This is a genomic window from Kocuria sp. KH4, from assembly GCF_053711175.1.
Window position 1 is genome coordinate 110,105 of the sequence record NZ_JBSJYX010000004.1, and the last position, 17,526, is coordinate 127,630.

Annotated in this window: 22 protein-coding genes, 1 tRNA gene and 1 pseudogene; 14 read left to right on the plus strand and 10 right to left on the minus strand. The window is 70.4% G+C overall.

The window, feature by feature from the left end; all coding sequences use genetic code 11:
• Positions 1-6: 6 nt before the first annotated feature.
• The 4 genes from ACWCOM_RS04900 to metG all read right to left on the minus strand — a co-directional run bounded on the left by ACWCOM_RS04900 (position 7) and on the right by metG (position 4,748).
• Entirely contained in the window at positions 7-780 is a 774-nt protein-coding gene (locus ACWCOM_RS04900; protein WP_454547616.1) for a fumarylacetoacetate hydrolase family protein, read from the minus strand.
• Between the two features lie 41 nt (positions 781-821).
• The gene (locus ACWCOM_RS04905; protein WP_454547617.1) at positions 822-1,931 is read right to left on the minus strand and encodes a branched-chain amino acid aminotransferase; all 1,110 of its coding nucleotides are present in this window, start codon (positions 1,929-1,931) and stop codon (positions 822-824) included.
• 100 nt (positions 1,932-2,031) lie between these two features.
• Positions 2,032-3,108 carry a 3-isopropylmalate dehydrogenase gene (locus tag ACWCOM_RS04910; protein ID WP_454547618.1) on the minus strand — a complete coding sequence of 359 codons (1,077 nt, stop codon included), beginning with the start codon at positions 3,106-3,108 and terminating at the stop codon, positions 2,032-2,034.
• 77 nt (positions 3,109-3,185) lie between these two features.
• Positions 3,186-4,748, minus strand: a complete 1,563-nt coding sequence (metG, locus tag ACWCOM_RS04915) for a methionine--tRNA ligase (protein ID WP_454547619.1) — start codon at positions 4,746-4,748, stop codon at positions 3,186-3,188.
• 95 nt (positions 4,749-4,843) lie between these two features.
• Between metG and ACWCOM_RS04920 the strand changes: the two genes are divergently transcribed.
• Entirely contained in the window at positions 4,844-5,512 is a 669-nt protein-coding gene (locus ACWCOM_RS04920; protein ID WP_454547620.1) for an AIM24 family protein, read from the plus strand.
• 127 nt (positions 5,513-5,639) lie between these two features.
• Here ACWCOM_RS04920 and ilvC read toward each other — a convergent pair whose 3' ends face one another.
• From ilvC to ACWCOM_RS04935, 3 genes are all read right to left on the minus strand, one after another.
• Positions 5,640-6,665 carry a ketol-acid reductoisomerase gene (gene ilvC / locus ACWCOM_RS04925; protein ID WP_454547621.1) on the minus strand — a complete coding sequence of 342 codons (1,026 nt, stop codon included), beginning with the start codon at positions 6,663-6,665 and terminating at the stop codon, positions 5,640-5,642.
• A gap of 100 nt (positions 6,666-6,765) precedes the next feature.
• Positions 6,766-7,275, minus strand: a complete 510-nt coding sequence (gene ilvN / locus ACWCOM_RS04930; RefSeq protein WP_454547622.1) for an acetolactate synthase small subunit — start codon at positions 7,273-7,275, stop codon at positions 6,766-6,768.
• A 2-nt stretch (positions 7,276-7,277) separates the two neighbouring features.
• Positions 7,278-9,170, minus strand: coding sequence for an acetolactate synthase large subunit (locus tag ACWCOM_RS04935; protein ID WP_454547623.1), 1,893 nt, complete (start codon positions 9,168-9,170; stop codon positions 7,278-7,280).
• Positions 9,171-9,686: 516 nt separating this feature from the next.
• Between ACWCOM_RS04935 and ACWCOM_RS04940 the strand changes: the two genes are divergently transcribed.
• A tRNA-Lys gene (locus tag ACWCOM_RS04940) sits at positions 9,687-9,762 on the plus strand.
• 93 nt (positions 9,763-9,855) lie between these two features.
• Here the strand turns inward: ACWCOM_RS04940 and ACWCOM_RS04945 are convergent.
• From ACWCOM_RS04945 to ACWCOM_RS04955, 3 genes are read right to left on the minus strand one after another with little or no spacing between them, the layout of a single operon-like run.
• Complete coding sequence (locus tag ACWCOM_RS04945) at positions 9,856-10,728, minus strand: hypothetical protein (RefSeq protein WP_454547624.1); 873 nt, start codon at positions 10,726-10,728, stop codon at positions 9,856-9,858.
• The gene (locus tag ACWCOM_RS04950) at positions 10,725-11,894 is read right to left on the minus strand and encodes a tyrosine-type recombinase/integrase (protein ID WP_454547625.1); all 1,170 of its coding nucleotides are present in this window, start codon (positions 11,892-11,894) and stop codon (positions 10,725-10,727) included. The genes ACWCOM_RS04945 and ACWCOM_RS04950 overlap by 4 nt, the downstream gene beginning before the upstream one ends.
• 12 nt (positions 11,895-11,906) lie before the next feature.
• A complete protein-coding gene (locus tag ACWCOM_RS04955; protein ID WP_454547626.1) occupies positions 11,907-12,686 on the minus strand; it encodes a DUF6214 family protein in 780 nt (259 codons plus the stop codon).
• Positions 12,687-12,718: 32 nt separating this feature from the next.
• On the opposite strand from ACWCOM_RS04955, the gene ACWCOM_RS04960 reads away from it, so the two are divergent.
• The 12 genes and pseudogenes from ACWCOM_RS04960 to ACWCOM_RS05015 all read left to right on the plus strand — a co-directional run bounded on the left by ACWCOM_RS04960 (position 12,719) and on the right by ACWCOM_RS05015 (position 17,515).
• A complete protein-coding gene (locus ACWCOM_RS04960) occupies positions 12,719-12,964 on the plus strand; it encodes a helix-turn-helix transcriptional regulator (RefSeq protein WP_454547627.1) in 246 nt (81 codons plus the stop codon).
• Between the two features lie 41 nt (positions 12,965-13,005).
• The gene (locus ACWCOM_RS04965) at positions 13,006-13,494 is read left to right on the plus strand and encodes a hypothetical protein (RefSeq protein WP_454547628.1); all 489 of its coding nucleotides are present in this window, start codon (positions 13,006-13,008) and stop codon (positions 13,492-13,494) included.
• A complete protein-coding gene (locus ACWCOM_RS04970) occupies positions 13,491-13,697 on the plus strand; it encodes a hypothetical protein (protein ID WP_454547629.1) in 207 nt (68 codons plus the stop codon). Before ACWCOM_RS04965 ends, ACWCOM_RS04970 begins: the two co-directional genes overlap by 4 nt.
• A gap of 20 nt (positions 13,698-13,717) precedes the next feature.
• Positions 13,718-14,008: a hypothetical protein gene (locus ACWCOM_RS04975; protein ID WP_454547630.1), complete on the plus strand. Its 291-nt coding sequence runs from the start codon at positions 13,718-13,720 to the stop codon at positions 14,006-14,008.
• Positions 14,009-14,136: 128 nt separating this feature from the next.
• Positions 14,137-14,238 (plus strand): annotated as a pseudogene (locus ACWCOM_RS04980) (helix-turn-helix domain-containing protein); the annotation flags it as partial.
• Positions 14,239-14,676: 438 nt separating this feature from the next.
• Positions 14,677-14,901: a hypothetical protein gene (locus tag ACWCOM_RS04985; RefSeq protein ID WP_454547709.1), complete on the plus strand. Its 225-nt coding sequence runs from the start codon at positions 14,677-14,679 to the stop codon at positions 14,899-14,901.
• A 41-nt stretch (positions 14,902-14,942) separates the two neighbouring features.
• Entirely contained in the window at positions 14,943-15,536 is a 594-nt protein-coding gene (locus tag ACWCOM_RS04990) for a hypothetical protein (protein ID WP_454547631.1), read from the plus strand.
• A complete protein-coding gene (locus ACWCOM_RS04995) occupies positions 15,533-15,853 on the plus strand; it encodes a WhiB family transcriptional regulator (protein ID WP_454547632.1) in 321 nt (106 codons plus the stop codon). Before ACWCOM_RS04990 ends, ACWCOM_RS04995 begins: the two co-directional genes overlap by 4 nt.
• Entirely contained in the window at positions 15,850-16,110 is a 261-nt protein-coding gene (locus ACWCOM_RS05000; RefSeq protein ID WP_454547633.1) for a hypothetical protein, read from the plus strand. Before ACWCOM_RS04995 ends, ACWCOM_RS05000 begins: the two co-directional genes overlap by 4 nt.
• Before the next feature lie 82 nt (positions 16,111-16,192).
• Entirely contained in the window at positions 16,193-16,627 is a 435-nt protein-coding gene (locus tag ACWCOM_RS05005) for a helix-turn-helix domain-containing protein (protein WP_454547634.1), read from the plus strand.
• Entirely contained in the window at positions 16,627-16,872 is a 246-nt protein-coding gene (locus ACWCOM_RS05010) for a hypothetical protein (RefSeq protein WP_454547635.1), read from the plus strand. The genes ACWCOM_RS05005 and ACWCOM_RS05010 overlap by 1 nt, the downstream gene beginning before the upstream one ends.
• 1 nt (position 16,873) lies before the next feature.
• The gene (locus tag ACWCOM_RS05015; protein ID WP_454547636.1) at positions 16,874-17,515 is read left to right on the plus strand and encodes a hypothetical protein; all 642 of its coding nucleotides are present in this window, start codon (positions 16,874-16,876) and stop codon (positions 17,513-17,515) included.
• Positions 17,516-17,526: the final 11 nt, after the last annotated feature.

Here is a 17,526-nt window from a genome sequence, read left to right on the forward strand (position 1 = left end):
CGGGGGTCAGCGGCGCAGGACGGTGGGCAGGACGCCGACGCCCTCGACCTCGACCTCGATGCGGTCCCCCTCGTCGACGATGCCGACGCCGGCAGGCGTGCCCGTGAGGATCACGTCGCCGGGCAGGAGGGTGAACGCCTGGGAGACGTAGGAGACGAGGAACGGGACGTCGAAGACCATGTCCCGGGTGCTGCCGTCCTGCTTGGTCTGCCCGTTGACGCGGCTGCGCACGGCCAGGGCGGAGGTGTCGAGGTCGGTCTCGATCCAGGGCCCCAGCGGGCAGGCGCCGTCGAAGCCCTTGGCGCGGGCCCACTGGTTCTCGGAGCGCTGCACGTCGCGGCCGGTGAGGTCGTTGGCGGCGGTGTAGCCGAAGACCACCTCGGGCACGCGCTCCACGGGCACGTCCTTGCACATCCGCCCGATCACCACGGCGAGCTCGGCCTCGTAGGAGACCTCCTCGGTCCACGGGGGCAGGGTCACCGGGTCGCCGGGGCCGGCCACGGAGGTGTTGGGCTTGAAGAACAGCAGCGGCGAGGTGGGCAGCTCGTTGCCCAGCTCCGCGGCGTGGTCGGCGTAGTTGCGCCCGACGCAGACGATCTTGGAGCGCGGGATCACCGGGGCCAGGAGGCGGACGTCGGCGAGCTCGTGGCGCTGCTGCGTGGGCTGGATCCCGGTGTAGAACGGGTCGCCCGCGAGGACGGTGACCGTCTCCGCGCCGGGCGCGCCCTCGACCGCGCCGAAGTGGATCTCGTTGTCGACGGTGAACCTGGCAATTCGCATGGCCCCAGGCTATCCCACGGCCCGCGGGGCCGCGGCGGGTCTCAGACCAGGCGGGTGAGCCAGCCGTGGGGATCCTCCGCGCGCCCGGTCTGGATCTCCAGCAGCTGCCTGCGGATGTCCATGGTCACGGCCCCGGGCTCGGCGCCCTCGTCCCCGATGGTCCCCTCCGCGGAGAGGAGCCGACCGATGGGCGTGATCACGGCCGCGGTCCCGCAGGCGAACGCCTCGGTGACGGTGCCCGAGCGCCAGCCCTCGCGCCACTCCTCGAGGGTGAAGGGGCGCTCCTCGACGGTCATCCCCCGGTCGCGCGCGAGCTGGATGATCGAGGTGCGGGTGACCCCCTCGAGGATGGTGCCGGTGAGCTCGGGGGTGACCAGGGTGTCCTCCCCGAGGACGAAGAACACGTTCATCCCGCCCAGCTCCTCGACGGCGTCCCCGCGGTCGTGGTCCAGGAACATCACCTGCTGGCAGCCGTGGGCCTCGCCCTCGATCTGGGCGACCAGCGAGGCCGCGTAGTTGCCGCCGCACTTGGCCGCCCCGGTGCCGCCGCGCCCGGCGCGGGCGTAGTCGCGGGAGAGCCAGATGTCCACCGGCTTCACGGGGCCGCCGAAGTAGTTGCCGGCCGGGGAGGCGATCACCGAGTACAGCACCTGCCGGGACGGGCGCACGCCCAGGAACGCCTCGGTGGCGATCATGAACGGGCGCAGGTACAGGGACTCGCCCTCCCCGTCCGGCACCCACTGCTCGTCCACGGAGACGAGCTCCCGCAGCGAGTCCAGGAACATTCCCTCGGGCAGCTCCGGCAGCGCCAGCCGGCGGGCCGAGCGGTTGAGCCGGGCCGCGTTGGCCTCGGGCCGGAACGTCCACACGGAGCCGTCCGCGTGCCGGTACGCCTTCAGCCCCTCGAAGATCTCCTGGCCGTAGTGGAACACCGCCGCGGCGGGGTCGAGCACCAGCGGCCCGTACGGCTCGACCCGCGGGTCGCTCCAGCGCCCCGTGCCCGCGACGACGTCGCCGGACCAGTCGATCTTCACCATGTGGTCGGAGAAGTTCGTGCCGAAGCCCGGGTCGGCGAGGATCGCCGCGCGCACCTCCTCCGGGACCGGGTCCTGGGTGAGGTGGTGGGCGAAGGTGGTGGGCTGAGTGGTCACTGCGTCTCCCTGCGGGGTCGACCCCGTGGCGACCGGCACGCGGGGCGGGCGGATGGTTCGTGCCCCCAGCCTAGCGCCGGAGCACGCGGGCACGAGCGGCTCAGGCCAGCGCGGCGAGCACGCCGTCGCCCACCTGGGCGGTGCTGCGGGTCTCGGTGCCGTGCGCGGCGAGGTCCTGCTGCACGGCCGCCTCGATCCGGGCGGCCTGCTCCGGGAGGCCGAGGTGCTCGAGCATCATGGCGCTCGCCAGGATCGCCGCGACCGGGTTCGCCAGCTGCCGCCCGGCGATGTCCGGCGCGGAGCCGTGCACGGGCTCGAACATGGACGGCGCGGTGCGGTCCGCATTGATGTTGCCGGCCGGGGCCAGGCCGATGCCGCCGGTGACCGCGCCCGCGAGGTCGGTGAGGATGTCGCCGAAGAGGTTGTCGGTGACGATCACGTCGAAGCGCGCCGGGTCGGTGGTGAGGAAGATCGTCGCGGCGTCCACGTGCAGGTAGTCCACCGCGACCTGCGGGAACTCGGCGCCGATCTCCTCGACCAGCCGGGAGTAGAGCCGCCCCGCGTTGACCAGGACGTTGTGCTTGTGCACCAGGGTGAGCTTCCGGCGCTCGCGCCGGGCGGCCAGCTCGAAGGCGTAGCGCACCAGCCGGCGCACGCCGTGGGCGGTGTTGAGCGAGACCTCGGTGGCGATCTCGGCGTCCGTGCCGGGGCGCAGCACCCCGCCGTTGCCGGCGTAGGGGCCCTCGGTGCCCTCGCGGACCACCACGAAGTCGATGTCCCCGGGGCGTGCGAGCGGGCTCGTGGTGCCCGGGTAGAGGCGGGAGGGGCGCAGGTTCACGTAGTGGTCCAGGGCGAAGCGCATCCGCAGCAGCACGTCCCGCTCGATGATCCCCGAGGGCACCCGGCGGTCGCCGGGGGCGGCGCCCACCGCGCCGAAGAGGATGGCGTCGTGGGCGCGCAGCTCCGCGAGCGTCTGCTCGGTGAGGGTCTCCCCCGTCGCCAGCCAGTGCTCGGCGCCGAGGCCGAACCGCCGCTTCTCCACGCGCACGCCGGCGGCGGCGGTCACGGCGTCGAGGACCCTCTCCGCCTCGGCCACCACCTCCGGGCCGATGCCGTCGCCGGGCACGACGGCGATCTTCAGGGGGGCGGGGGCTGCTGCGGGAGTCGGCTCGCTCATGCCCTCACCATAGGAGCGCCGGCCCGCGGGCATCCACAGCTCGGACGGACGTCTCACATGTCGGACGCCGCACCGGATCAGGCCTGCAGCGCCGCCGGCTCCTCGTAGCGGGGGAACACCGGGGCCGGGGCGGGCAGCGCGGTGCCGGGGACCAGCGGCGTGCCCAGGGCGGTGAAGAGCCGGGCGTCGCCCTCGGCCTGGCCGAGGACGTCGAGCAGCCGGGCGGCCGACCCGGGCATCACCGGCTGCACGAGCAGCCCCACCGTCCGCACGACCTCGAGGGTCACCCACAGCACCGTGGCCATCCGCCCGGGGTCGGTCCTGCGCAGCTTCCACGGCTCCTGCGCCGTGAAGTAGCGGTTGGTCTCGGCGACCACCCGCCAGATGATCTCCAGGGCCCGGTGGAACTGCTGCTCGTCGAACTCCGCGCGCACCGGCTCGTGGAGCCCGGCCGCGGCGTCGAGCATCGCCCGGTCCTCGGCGGTCAGCTCCCCCGGGTCCGGGACCCGGCCCGCGCAGTTCTTCGCGACCATCGACAGCGAGCGCTGGGCGAGGTTGCCGAGGTCGTTGGCGAGGTCGGAGTTGATGCGGTTGCGGATCGCGTCGTGCGAGTAGCTGCCGTCCTGGCCGAAGGGCACCTCGCGCAGCAGGAAGAAGCGCAGCTGGTCCAGCCCGTACTCCGCGACCAGGGCGTGCGGGTCGATCACGTTGCCCACCGACTTGGACATCTTCTCGCCCTGGTTGAACAGGAAGCCGTGGGCGAAGACCCGTTCGGGCAGGGGCAGCCCGGCGGACATGAGGAACGCCGGCCAGTACACCGCGTGGAAGCGGGCGATGTCCTTGCCGATCACGTGGGCGTCGGCCGGCCAGTAGCGCCGGAACAGCTCCGAGTCGGTGTCCGGGAAGCCGACCCCCGTCAGATAGTTGGTCAGCGCGTCCACCCACACGTACATCACGTGGTCCGGGTCGCCGGGCACGGGCACGCCCCAGTCGAAGGTGGTCCGGGAGATCGAGAGGTCCTCCAGGCCCGAGCGCACGAAGGAGGCGACCTCGTTGCGGCGGGTCTCGGGGAACACGAAGCCCTGCTGCTCGTAGAGGGCCAGGAGTCGGTCCTGGTAGGCGGAGAGCCGGAAGAAGTAGGACTCCTCCTCGGTCCAGGTGACCTCCGTGCCGGTGCCGAGCGAGTAGCGCAGCCCGTCCTCGCGCCGCTCGGTCTCGTCCTCGGCGTAGAACGCCTCGTCGCGCACCGAGTACCAGCCGGCGTACTTGCCGAGGTAAATGTCCCCGGCCTCCTCCATGCGCCGCCAGATGGCCGCCGAGGCCGCGTAGTGGTCGGGGTCCGTGGTGCGGATGAAGCGGTCGTAGGAGATGTTCAGCGCGTCGTCCATCTCGCGGAAGCGCGCCGCGTTGCGGTCCGCGAGCTCCCGGGCCGTCAGCCCCTCCTTCTCCGCGGTCTGCTGCATCTTCTGCCCGTGCTCGTCGGTCCCGGTCAGGAAGCGGACGTCGTAGCCGTCCAGCCGCTTGAACCGGGCCATGACGTCGGTCGCGATCACCTCGTAGGCGTGCCCGATGTGCGGGGTGCCGTTGGGGTACGCGATGGCCGTGGTGATGTAGTACGGGGTGCGGTCGGAGGAAGTCACGGTTTCCACTCTACCGACCGCGCGGGAGCTGCGGCGCCCGCCCGCGGGTGCCACGATGGGCGGGACAGCAGGCACCGATCCCTCAGGAGGCCACCGTGCGCAGCGAGCTCTTCGCCCAGGACCACTTCGAACGCCAGAGCCAGGAGCGCTGGACCCTGCAGTCCCCCCGGATGCTGCGGGTGGGCCTGGGCCCGGACGTCGTCGCCACGAAGGGCGCCATGGTCGCCTACCAGGGGCGGATGGGCTTCCGGCACGAGGGCTCCGGCTCGATCGGCAAGCTCATGAAGAAGGTGCTGACCAGCGAGGACGCGCCCATGATGCGCGTCTCGGGCGAGGGCGAGGTGTTCTTCGCCCGGCAGGCGCGCAACGTGTTCACCGTGCTGCTGGAGGGCGAGGGGATGACCGTCAGCAGCTCGTCCCTGCTGGCCTTCGACGACACCCTCTCCTGGGACATCCGGCGCGTGGGCGGGGCCGGGCTGATGGCGGGCGGGCTGTTCAACCTGGAGCTCTCGGGCCACGGGGTGCTCGCCCTGTGCTCGGACGGGGAGCCCATGATCCTGGACTGCGCGGCCCAGCCCACCTACGTGGACCCGCAGGCCGCCGTGGCGTGGTCGGCCAATCTCGTCCCGGGGATCCAGAACGACCTGTCGATGGGCTCGCTGCTGCGCGGGGGCTCCGGCGAGTCCTTCCAGCTGGCCTTCTCCGGCCCCGGCTTCGTCATCGTCCAGCCCTCCGAGGGCGCCCCGGTGGTGCGGCAGGGCTGAGCGGGCGTCACCGCGGGCGGGGCGTCCCGGCTCGCGGTCGGAGGCCGGACGGATGGAAGGGGCCGCGGCCGCCCCGGAGCGCGACGAGCACTCCGGGGCGGACACGGCCCCTTCCGGGTAGCGCGGATCAGCGGGCCGCGGTGCCCTCCACGTAGTCGGCGTCCGGGGAGGTCCAGGCGAAGAGCTTGCGCAGCTCGCGGCCGGTGACCTCGATCGGGTGGGACTCCTCCTTCTCGCGCAGCTTCGTGAACTCGGGGCCGCCCTGGTCCTGGTCCTCGATGAAGCGCTTGGCGAAGGTGCCGTCCTGGATGTCGGCCAGGACGGCCTTCATGTTCTCCTTGACCGCGGGGTTGATCACGCGGGGCCCGGAGACGTAGTCGCCGTACTCGGCGGTGTCGGAGATGGACCAGCGCTGCTTGGCGATGCCGCCCTCGACCATGAGGTCCACGATGAGCTTGAGCTCGTGCAGGACCTCGAAGTAGGCGATCTCCGGCTGGTAGCCGGCCTCGGTGAGGGTCTCGAAGCCGTACTGGACCAGGTGGGACATGCCGCCGCACAGCACGGCCTGCTCGCCGAAGAGGTCGGACTCGGTCTCCTCGGTGAAGGTGGTCTTGATGACGCCGGCGCGGGTGCCGCCGATGCCCTTGGCGTAGGACAGGCCCAGCTCGAGGGCCTTGCCGGAGGCGTCCTTCTCCACGGCCACGAGGGCGGGGACGGCGCGGCCGGCCTCGAACTCGCGGCGCACGGTGTGGCCGGGGCCCTTGGGGGCGACCATCACGACGTCGACGCCCTCGGGGGCCTCGATGTAGCCGTAGCGGATGTTGAAGCCGTGGGCGAAGAAGAGCGCGTCGCCGTCCTTGAGGTTCGGGGCGATCGACTCGGCGTAGACGTGGCGCTGGACCTGGTCCGGGGTGAGGATCATGATGACGTCGGCCTCCTCGACGGCGTCCGCCACGGTGAGGACGCGCAGCCCCTCGGCCTCCGCCTTCGCACGGGACTTCGAGCCCTCGGCGAGGCCGATCCGGACGTCCACGCCGGAGTCGCGCAGGTTCAGCGCGTGGGCGTGGCCCTGGGAGCCGTAGCCGATGACGGCGACGGAGCGGTCCTGGATGATCGACAGGTCGGCGTCGTCGTCGTAGAAGATCTCTGCCATGGGGGTGTCTCCTTGAAGCATGGATGGGCGCGGCGGAGCCCGCCGCGAGGTGGTTGGGGTGTCTGTGGGCCGGCGCCCGGGGCACCGCCGCCCGGGGGCGTCAGTGGCGCAGGGCGCGGTCGCTCATCGACTTGGGACCACGTCCGAGGGCCAGCGTACCGGCCCGGACGATCTCCCGGACGCCGAACGGCTCCAGGATGTCGAGCAGCGCCCGGAGCTTGTCCGGGGCGCCGGTGGCCTCGATGACGAGCGACTCGGTGGAGACGTCGACAACGGTGGCCCGGAACAGGTCTGCGGCTTGGGTGACCTGCAGACGGGTCGCGGCGTCGGCGCGCACCTTGACCATGATGTGGTCACGCTGCACCGACGAGTCGGTGGTGAGCTCGACGATCTTGATGACGTTGATCAGCTTGTTGAGCTGCTTCGTCACCTGCTCGAGCAGCTCACCCTCGGCGTCCACCACCACGGTGATGCGGGAGACGCCCTCGAGCTCCGTGGGTCCCACGGCGAGCGAGTCGATGTTGAAGGCGCGGCGGGCGAACAGTCCCGCCACGCGGGTGAGCACGCCGGGCTTGTCCTCGACCAGCACGGAGAGGGTGTGTCGGCTCATGGTCAGTCCTCCTCGTCCCAGTCGGGGGTCATGTTGCGGGCGATCTGGATCTGGTCGTTGGACACGCCGGCGGGCACCATCGGCCACACCATCGCGTCCGCGGAGACCACGAAGTCGATCACCACGGGGCGGTCGTTGATCTCGAGGGCCTGGCGGATGACGTCGTCCACGTCCTCGTCCCGGGTGCAGCGCAGGGCGGCGCACCCGTAGGCCTCGGCGAGCTTCACGAAGTCGGGCACCATGATGCTGTCGTGGCCGGTGTTCAGGTCGGTGTTGGAGTACCGGCCGTCGTAGAACAGGGTCTGCCACTGGCGCACCATGCCCAGCGAGGAGTTGTTGATCACCGCCACCTTGATCGGGATGTTGTTGATCGTGCAGGTGGCGAGCTCCTGGTTGGTCATCTGGAAGCAGCCGTCGCCGTCGATCGCCCACACCACGCGCTCCGGCTGGGAGACCTTGGCGCCCATCGCGGCGGGCACGGCGAAGCCCATGGTGCCCAGACCGGCGGAGTTCAGCCACTGGCGGGGGCGCTCGTAGCGCACGAAGTGCGAGCTCCACATCTGGTGCTGGCCCACGCCCGCCACGTAGACGGCCTCCGGGCCGGTGAGAGCGGAGATCCGCTCGATGACGTGCTGCGGGGAGCCCAGGCCGTCGGCGGGCTTCGGGTAGCCGAGCGGATAGGTGGCCTGCAGCCCGCTCAGCGTGGTCCACCACGCGGAGAGGTCCGGCGCGCCGGTGCGCTCGAACTCCTGGCGCACGGCGGCGACCAGGTCCGGGAGGATCTCCTTGACGTCGCCCACGATCGGGACGTCGGCGGTGCGGTTCTTGGAGATCTCGGCGGGGTCGATGTCGGCGTGGATGATCCGGGCCGTGGGGGCGAAGGTCTCCAGGTGGCCGGTGACCCGGTCGTCGAAGCGCGCGCCCAGCGTCACCAGCAGGTCGGCCTGCTGCATGGCGTACACGGCCGGGACCGTGCCGTGCATCCCGGGCATCCCGAGGTTCTGCTCGTGGGAGTCGGGGAACACCCCGCGCGCGGTCAGCGTGGTCACCACCGGGGCCCCGGTCAGCTCCGCCAGCTCGGCGAGCTCGGCCGCCGCGTCGGCGCGCATCGTCCCCCCGCCCACGTAGAGCACGGGGCGCTGGGCCGCGGCGACGAGCTTGGCGGCCTCCCGCACCTGCTTGGCGTGCCCGCGGGTCACGGGCCGGTAGCCGGGCAGGTCCATCCGCGGCGGCCAGGAGAACGTCATGGTGTCCTGCTGCGCGTCCTTGGCGATGTCCACGAGCACGGGGCCGGGCCGGCCGGTGGAGGCCAGGTGGAAGGCCTCGGCGAGCACGCGCGGGATGTCCTCGGCCTGTGTGACCAGGTAGGAGTGCTTGGTGATCGGCATCGTCATCCCCACGATGTCGGCCTCCTGGAAGGCGTCCGAGCCGATGACCTTCGAGGACACCTGCCCGGTGATGGCGACCATGGGGATGGAGTCCATGTGCGCGTCCGCGATCGCCGTGACGAGGTTCGTCGCCCCGGGGCCGGAGGTCGCGATGCATACGCCCACCCGGCCGGAGGCCAGAGCGTAGCCCTCCGCGGCGTGGCCGGCGCCCTGCTCGTGCCGGACCAGGATGTGGTTGATCCTGTCGGTGTCCATCAGCGGGTCGTAGGTCGGCAGGATGGCGCCGCCCGGCAGGCCGAACACGTCGGTCACCCCGAGCTCCTCCAGGGACCGGATGACGGCCTGGGAGCCGGTCATCTGCAGGGGCGGCACGGTGTTGCCGGGCCCGTGGACGGCCGGGGCGGCCGGGACGACGTGCTCGCGGGCCCCCGGAGGCCGGTGGTCGGCGGCGGTGTCCACCCGCTTGGTGGCCATCAGCGCCGGGCTGATCGGCTGTCCCTTGCTCATGTCACTGTCCTTCTGGTGTCGGTGGTTCTGTTCCGGCCCCTGCGTTCGCGTCCCCGACGGCGCCGGGCAAGAAAAAGGGCCCTCGCTGCACCGGGTGGTGCGACAGGGCCCGTGCGCTCGACCGGTCGTCGGCTCAGGCCCCGCGTCCGACGAGGACGCGTACCGTGAGCTTGACGACACCGTGGCTGAGTTGCATGGCTCCATGCTCTGCCGCCCGCCCGGGTGTGTCAATCTTCGGACGGCGCGTCCCACCATGTGAGACAGCGCACGCTGCGGCCGCCTTCGCCCGGAACGGGCGCCGCCCGGGCCGACCCGCACCCCGCACCCTCGACCGGCACTCGAGGGGCGCGGACCGAGCGGGCGGACCCGGGGCCGGCCGGGCCCGGCCCGGGCGAAATGGACAAGCCGCGGTGAAGTGGTAGAGTACTTTCTCGTTGCGAGGCGGACACAGCGCAAGCCGGCCGGTCCGATTCGGCCCACCGGCCGGGTCGTGCTACTGTTTCTGCCGCAGCACCCGCGCCCCTAGCTCAATTGGCAGAGCAATTGACTCTTAATCAATGGGTTCTCGGTTCGAGTCCGAGGGGGCGCACCAACAAAAGACGGCCCGACTAGGCATGACGCCTGGTCGGGCCGCTTTCGTATCCGGTTCACAGGGGCTGAATCCCACGGTTACCCCACGGATTGGTCACAGCGGACGGCGGTGGCGCCCGGCTGCCACCTCCGCGTCCGAGTGTCGGGAACGCATCTCCCAGAAGTTCAGTGCTGCGCTGGCCATGGAGACGCACAGGACCGAATCGGCCAGGACCAAGCCCACATTGACTTCCCGCCGGATCACACCGCGCCCCGCGCCCATATCGTCTACCTGCACTTCCCGGTCACGGAACCGGTACTGCCAGGACCACCCGTGGGCGTCCGCTGAGTACACCGTCCACATGCGGCGCACTGCATCCCGGACGAACGCCCCGTCCGTGCCGGCCTCTCCAAACAAGTCACCGACCATGGCAGCCGCTTCCCCGAGCACCCGTGACTCTTTGGGTGGCGCCCCTCCCACCAGCCCGCACAGCCGCTTCCTCTCCGCTTCCACCAGGTCCATGTCCTCATCCGGGAACCATGCGCGGCCAGACTCCGAGCCGAATACGGCGTCCAAGCTCCGCAGGTTCCCCAGGGAGCGGGCGTGGTCCTCAGCCTCCATGGCAGCCGACCGCAGGGCGTTCTTGACGCGCGTATCCCGGTCGTCAGGACACAAAACTGACAGGGCACGCATGGCCGGCAGCAGGGTGGCCCGCAGGGGCGGGCCGAAGCTGGCAGACGCGTAGCCGGTCGAGTTGGTCAGGATGCCTCGTACGGCCAGGACCCCGGCAGCGGACGCCACCAGAGACTGGTAGCTGACCCTGCTTACGCATTCCGAGTGACCTGCCGCCCGCGAATCGTCCACATCGGCCTGGGACCCCGGCTCTATGTACTCCATGGCTGCACGTGCGTCCAAGAACCGGTCCGCGACAGCGTTGATGAATTCACCTGCCCGCTGGTCGTCCCAGTCCTTCCCCGGGATGCTCACGACGCGTCCCCCTGCCCCAGGCTCTGCAGCACCCCGGACACGTCCGGCGCCACCGCTGCCCGTTCGATGTAGTGGCGGTGCGTCACAGCAGTGGACGCGTGCCCCAGCACCGCCGCCGCGTGCTCATCGTCCATGGCCCGTGTGATGGTCGTGGCCACCGTCTTTCGCAGCACACGCATGGTGACCCATTCGAAACCCCGCAGGTACTCCGAGGATCGGGCATCCCGCCACATGCGGTGGAAGTTGTTGGGCCACCGCAGGGTTCCCACATCTGAGGGGAACACGAGGTCCGACCAGGAATCCACGGACCGGCGCAGCAATACCTCTGCAGTGAACGCCGGCACGGCCACGGACCGGTACCCGCTAGAAGTTTTGGGCGCAGGCTGACGCACCACTCCACCCTGCAAGGGCACGACCGTACCGCTGATGGTGACCCGAACCGGGGAGGCGGCTAGATCCACGTCCTCCCAGCGCAAGGCTAGGGCCTCGCTAATGCGCGCGCCCGTGCCCAGCAGGACGTCCACAACGTCCGGGAGGTCCCGGGACCGCTTCTGCCCGTTCTGCTGCGGGTCGGTCACGTACTGCCACACGCCCGTTCGTAAGCGCGCCACCTGCTCCGGCGTGAGGGCCTGCGGGGCCGTGGTCTTGGTGGCCGGCAGCCGAGTGTCCGCTACGGGGTTCTGCCCCACAGCGTCGTGCCTTGCTGCGAGCGCGAACATCATGCCCAGGACCACGCGGGCGCGCTTGGCGGCAGACTGGTTGACCTTGGCAGTGGCCTTGAGCCACCGGTCCAGTCTGCCGGTAGTGCATTCCCACAGGACCAGCTCCCCTAGCCCGGGCACAATCATGGCGTTTATGTTCTGGCGGTACGCCTCCACTGTCTGCGGGCGGCGCTCGCTGTCATGGACTTCCTGCAGCCACGCGGTGGCTAGGTCTTGCACCGTTGAGTCCGGAGTCAGCCCCTCCCCTGTCGCTGCGGACATCTTCGCGTCCAGGCGTTCCTGCAGCGCTTGGCGGGCGGCGGACTGGGACGTGCCGGTGGCTTCCAGGTAGCGGGTGCGCCCGGCGGTGTCCCGGTAGCGGGCGCGGGCGCGGACTTTCCTGTGCGCCAGTGGCGTGTAGCTGATTTCTCCGAGAGTGCCGACTTGCAAGCGTGGGCGTGGCATGGTGGGTCCTTTCTAGTTGCGGGTGGCGCGGGTGCCGCCGGTCCATCTGCGTTCTGCGGGGTCCAGAAGTCCGTCCCTGCGTGCCCGGGCGATCATGCGTCCGGCGGTGGCCCGCGACACCGTGAATAGGTCAGCCACGTGTTGCGTGGGGGGCGTTCCAGTGGCCACGGCTAACCGATAGGCATGGGCGACGACGGCCACGGCCACGTGTGATTCTGGGCCGGAGGGCCATTGTTGCCGCAGGTGCTCCCACCTCTCAGCACCGGGGTCAGCCAAATACGGGGCAACCTCTGCCGGCAGGTCTAAGAGCAGGACGCGCCAGCACTCCTGGAGCATGGACGCCACGGGGACCTGGCGCAGCAGCTCCCCCGTCACCTCTGCATCATCCATAGCGTCCACGCGCACCCCGCGCGCTGTGAATCCATGCGGTGAGGGAGCAGCCGTGATAGCCACCCGGGCGCGCTCCACTCCATCGGCCACGAGGCCCGCAGTCAGCACTACATGCCGGGGCGCATGCACGCCCGGGCCAACCTCCACAAGGTTGTCCCACACGGGCGAACCGTCTTCCCTGCGAACTGTGGGAATTACCAGCATGTATTGGGCGCCCTCGTCCGTGGTCACGGTTAGGTGCTGATGCTGGCCGTCCGGCGTTGATGCCAGCCCTTGGGGTCCGGTGAATTCGGGAGTCATGCAGTGCATTGTGCTGTATTTGAGCTGGCTATGCAAACATGTCTTGACACGTCTAGGACATCCACCTAGAGTGAATGCATACGCAATGAGCGCGCTGGGCATTTCAAGCTCAGCCTGGAGAAAGGAAGGTCCCAGTGGTTACCAAAGCACCCGCCGCCCAGGCTGAGCAGACCCATGTGGGCAATGACCGCATCCCTCAGAACAGCCGCCCGATCCTCGGTATGCAGGACCTGGCGGACCGCTACGGCGTCAGTCTGCAAGCCGTCCGCCGGTGGCGCGTAGACGACTACGGACCCACAGGCTTCCGCGTGGGTCGGTTCGTCAAGTACCGACTTGAGGACGTGCTGGCCTGGGAACAGGCTCAGGCCCACGCCGCCTGACCCCCCGCAGTACCCGACGAAAGGCCTCCCTCCCCCAGGAAATGAAGAAGCCCCGCCCGGTGGACGCCGGACGGGGCGGACAACAACAGGAGGCCGTTGAAGTGAACACCCCAATTCTACCCCCCACCACCGCTACCGGGCATGACGTCCTGGACGGTATCTACAGGCTGGACACCGTGACCGCCGGTCTGCCGGACGGAATCGCCGCCGCGCACACCTACAGCCCCGAGGAATGGCGGGCCACCGCCTGGCAGGCCCTCCGGGAGTTCGCCCAGGGTGGCGAGACATTCACCGTTGACGCCCTGCGCCGACACGGCGTCCCGGACCCCGAGGTGCACCAGCACATGGGCGCCATGTTCGCTGTGGCTCGCAACCTCGGTCTGCTGGAGCTGGTGGGCTTCACCTCCCACGCCCAGCCCAACCGGGCCGTCGCACCCCTCCGCGTCTGGAAGGGCACCCCCAAGGCCCTGGAGGCGAGCGCGTGGGCGGAAACCCCCGCCCCCGGCCCCGGCGCTGGAGACACCAAGTGACCCCGGCGCAGGCGCTGCTGCTCCTGCCCATGGACCCGCACGAGGCGGCCGACCTGCTGGGCATCAGCGTGGACGAGGCGCGGCGGGGGCTGCTGGCCCTGCGCGCCGCCGGCTGGGACGAGGTGGTGCACGCAGCCCACGCCCAGGTGGCCGCGGCGCAGCCCCAGCATGACCCGCAGGAGGTGACCTTGTGGGCAGCCTGACGCCCCGAGAGGACACCCCCGTGAACGATGCCGCCCATGCACTGCTGACGCAGCCCCTGACCCCGGAGCGGCTGGCCGCCGATCTGGGCATCCCTGTGGAAGATGTGCAGGGGTCCCTGGAGTGGCTGGAGGATCAAGGGTGGGTGACCCCTTACGCCGCTGCCGTCGCACCGGACGGGTCCACTGTCGCCACGTCCTGGCAGTTGCAGGTCCCTAGTCAGGTGCGGCAGGAAATGGCACGCCGGGACCGCGCGCAACCGGGCGGAAACCGGGCGGCACGCCGCGCTCGCAGGAAGGGGTGGGGCCGGTGACCACCTCCGCAGACTGGTGGGGCTTCTTCAACACTTTGAGCCGGACGGGGAAGGACCTCCTGCCGCCGACCCACCACAGAGTCCTGTCTGCCCTGCTCACGTACGCAGACGGACCCGGGGCCGGTGGTGTGCCCCTGAGCAATTCCCGGCCCGGTGTAGCACGGCTGGCGGAGGCTACGGGCTACAGCCGTAGCACCGTGTTTGATGCGCTGGCACAGCTGGTGGAAGCCGGATGGATCAGCGTGCAGACACCGGGCGGAAATCAGCACAGGTTCGGGAGTGCCACCACCTACCGGCTCCACCTCCCGGCTGTTGTCGAACAGCAGGACGCTACGACAAATCAGGACCCCGACGACACGAAGGGTCCGGGTGGCCGGACCCTAAGGGTCCGGGGTGCCGGACAGAAGGGTCCGGGTGGCCGGACCCCACCTACTCAGGTACCTACTCATGAACCTACGCATGGAAGGTTCCCGTCCGGCGCTGCCGCGCGGACCGGCGCGACAGCTCCAGGGAACGACGGACCTGTGGCCCGTTCCACCAAGTTCGGGACCTCACCCGAGCGCGCAGCCCTGCTGGGCACGGTCCGAGCTATCGCCAGGGCACGGCAGCACAAGGACCCGGTACAAGCGGACCACCTGTGGGGGCACTTATGGCAGCTCCTAGAGGACATGTTTGGGCTGACCGAGGCGCAGCTTATGGGCTGGTCCATGCCCCCGCTCAAGACCCTGGACCGCTACGAGGCTGGGAAGTGGCTTAACCGCCTGCTCAACACCGCCGAGTCCCAAGCCGGCCCCCTGGAATGGGTCCGCACCCCGGGCGCCGTGAACCCCTGGCCCACCCCAAGGGAGCGCGACACCACCGGACTACCAGCCGTGGCCGGCTCCGCACCCTGATGACATCTATGCAAACTCATCAACCCTCGAAAGGAACGACCATGACCCCCAACAAGTCCCAGGCCCTCCTGGCGTTCGCATGGGAGCACGTGCAGTACACCTCCCAGTACTCCATGGGCGTGCTGGCCCTGCTCGTCACCTCGCAGCAGGCCCTGACCCGCGACGAGCTAGCAGCGCTCGCGGAACTGCCCAGGGCAACCGTGGACCTGGCCGTGCACGAGCTGGCCGACATCGGGGTGGACCACCTCATGGAGCAGCAGTACCCGGACCTGGTAGCCCTGTTCCACGAGGACGACGTGCACCCCACAGTGGACGAGTCCAGGGCCGCGTCCGAAGTCGTCGTGCGCCACGTGTACCCCTCCGGGGCCGTCCAAGCCATGGACCCCCAGCACACCCCCACCGGCGCCCCCATCGTGTGGGGCACCCCGGACGGTGCCCTGCACCAGGGCGTGTACACCGGAGGCCACGCTCCCACCCTCTCCGGCCCCCTCGCCCTGATGCAGGTGGACGGCAGCACACGCGCATGGGTCACCGGCGGGTACACCGTAGGCCCACAGGCGCACCCCCACCCCGCCCGCTACCGGCAGGCCCGCGCCCAGGCGCAGCACCACACCCTCACCAGGAGCGCCGAATGACCGGCACCCCCGTGCTGTCCCAGCGCCGCGCCACCGCCCACCAGGACCTGCTGGCCTCCATCCGTAGCGCCCTGGACGCCGGGGCCACCGTGCCCTGCCTTGGACCCCACTGGGACCGCTGGACCTCAGACGACCACCAGGACACCCAGGACGCCGCAGCAGCCTGCGCCGACTGCCCCGTGCTCACCCGCTGCGCCGCCTACGCCACCACAGCCAAGGAACGGGGAGCCGTATGGGGCGGACGGGTCCGCCGCCCAGCCCCACACCGGCGCAGGGAAACCACCACCGAAACCACGACCACCAGGAGCACCCCGTGAACGACCACGACCCTGAACTTGCAGGCTTCGACCCGGCTCTCGTCACCGCCGGAAGCCGCGCCCAAGCCCTGATCGGCTCATACCAGCACACCGCCGCACCAGGAGAGCCCGATTTCCTGAACCTCACAGTCGCCGCCGTCCTGGCAGAAGTGGCCGACGACCCGAACCCCCGGGCAATGGCCTACCTCGTCAACGCCTTGGCCGTGGCCGCCGCCGAGGCCCGCCGCGAACGGGACGAACTGGGCGGGACCCCGTGAACCGCCCGCAGCATCCTGGACCCGGGCCGCCCCGCCCGGCAACACCAAGCACCGAAGAACATTCCGAAGCAAGGAGTCGAAGATGAGCACCAAGCACGAGAGGCTGGCCCGCCGGGCACAGGCCGTGCAACTGCGCTCCCAGGGTTGGACGTACACCGAGATTGGCGAGGCCCTTGGGGTGGCGGAGTCCACCGCATACGCGGACGTGACAGCCGCGCTCACGGCCCGGAAGGACGAGGGCGTACGGATCATGCGGGCCGTCGAAGGAGGCCGGCTGGAGGGCCTGGAGCGGCAGCTGCAGAAGGCCCTGGACGAGGCGGACGCAACGGACGCGGACACCGTGACCAAGCTGGCCGGCGCGCTGGTGAGGGTCGCGGAGCGCCGGGCCAAGCTGTACGGCCTGGACATGCCCCAGCGGATCGAGACGACCTCCAGCGCCCCCCTGACCGTGGTCCTGGACGCCGGAATCGCAGCCAAGGGCGGGGAGCTTTCCCTGCCGGTCTTGGACGTGGACTGATGGGCGCGGAACGGATCGTCCGGAGGGTCACCGTCGTTGTCCCGGCGACGGCGGCGGAGCGAGACGCGTACGCCGGGCGGGTCCCACAACGGGCGCACCTGGCCCGTGGGGCCACGGACACCACCCCGGAGCGGGACGAGCAGGACGAGGACCAGCGGCGCAAGGAGCGCCTCATAGCGGAGGCTGTGGCTTTCGTCACCGGGCGTCCCATCAAGAACACCAACAACAGCAACGAGAGGAACTGACATGACCGAGAACATCACCACCCAGACCGAGCAGGACCGTCTGCGAGCGCAGGCGCAGGAGCTGCGCGACCAGGCGTCCGAGCTGTCCGCTGAGGCAGCCGCCGCCCGCGGCCAGCTGGGCGCCCTGGAGGCCGCAGCCGACCGTGGAGAGCGCCCGGACGCCTCCGAGTACCAGGCGGCGCGGGACACCATGAACCTGCGTTCCCGGGCTGCTGCCGGGCTGAGCGGTAAGGCGCAGGCGCTGGACTCCCAGGCGGACGCCCTGGACCACCAGGAGCGGGTGCTGGAGGCCGGCAGAAGGGCCGCAGCGCTCGTGGACGAGCGGGACCAGGCCAAAGCGGCGTTCAAGGCAGCTGAGGCGGCGTTCCAGGCGTTCCAGCAGTCTTTCCCCGCACAGTGGCTGGAGCTGCGGAGTGAGGTCGAGTCATTGGGTCTGCGGCCCGTGGACATGAACGGGGACGAGGACGGGCTGCTGTCCCGCGTGATCGAGTACCCGGGTGGCGTGAGCGACTACACCGGGGCCGTGCGGAACAGCGAGTTCCGGCCCATCGACAATCACGTGCGGATCGGTGGGGTGCCGCTGGTGTGGACGGACCCGGAGGGCCAGCGAGACGTGCGGCACTGGGACCGGCGCGAGCGCTGACCAGCAGTTCC

Coding starts and splice junctions, on each gene's coding strand:
- ACWCOM_RS04955 (WP_454547626.1), bottom strand. CDS start 12,686: ATGCCCAGCGCGCTCATTGCGTATGCATTCACTCTAGGTGGATGTCCT.
- ACWCOM_RS04990 (WP_454547631.1), top strand. CDS start 14,943: ATGACCCCCAACAAGTCCCAGGCCCTCCTGGCGTTCGCATGGGAGCAC.
- ACWCOM_RS04910 (WP_454547618.1), bottom strand. CDS start 3,108: ATGAGCGAGCCGACTCCCGCAGCAGCCCCCGCCCCCCTGAAGATCGCC.
- ACWCOM_RS04900 (WP_454547616.1), bottom strand. CDS start 780: ATGCGAATTGCCAGGTTCACCGTCGACAACGAGATCCACTTCGGCGCG.
- ACWCOM_RS04995 (WP_454547632.1), top strand. CDS start 15,533: ATGACCGGCACCCCCGTGCTGTCCCAGCGCCGCGCCACCGCCCACCAG.
- ACWCOM_RS04935 (WP_454547623.1), bottom strand. CDS start 9,170: ATGAGCAAGGGACAGCCGATCAGCCCGGCGCTGATGGCCACCAAGCGG.
- ACWCOM_RS04950 (WP_454547625.1), bottom strand. CDS start 11,894: ATGCCACGCCCACGCTTGCAAGTCGGCACTCTCGGAGAAATCAGCTAC.
- ACWCOM_RS05015 (WP_454547636.1), top strand. CDS start 16,874: ATGACCGAGAACATCACCACCCAGACCGAGCAGGACCGTCTGCGAGCG.
- ACWCOM_RS04965 (WP_454547628.1), top strand. CDS start 13,006: ATGAAGAAGCCCCGCCCGGTGGACGCCGGACGGGGCGGACAACAACAG.
- ilvC (WP_454547621.1), bottom strand. CDS start 6,665: ATGGCAGAGATCTTCTACGACGACGACGCCGACCTGTCGATCATCCAG.
- ACWCOM_RS04985 (WP_454547709.1), top strand. CDS start 14,677: ATGTTTGGGCTGACCGAGGCGCAGCTTATGGGCTGGTCCATGCCCCCG.
- ACWCOM_RS05005 (WP_454547634.1), top strand. CDS start 16,193: ATGAGCACCAAGCACGAGAGGCTGGCCCGCCGGGCACAGGCCGTGCAA.
- ilvN (WP_454547622.1), bottom strand. CDS start 7,275: ATGAGCCGACACACCCTCTCCGTGCTGGTCGAGGACAAGCCCGGCGTG.
- ACWCOM_RS05010 (WP_454547635.1), top strand. CDS start 16,627: ATGGGCGCGGAACGGATCGTCCGGAGGGTCACCGTCGTTGTCCCGGCG.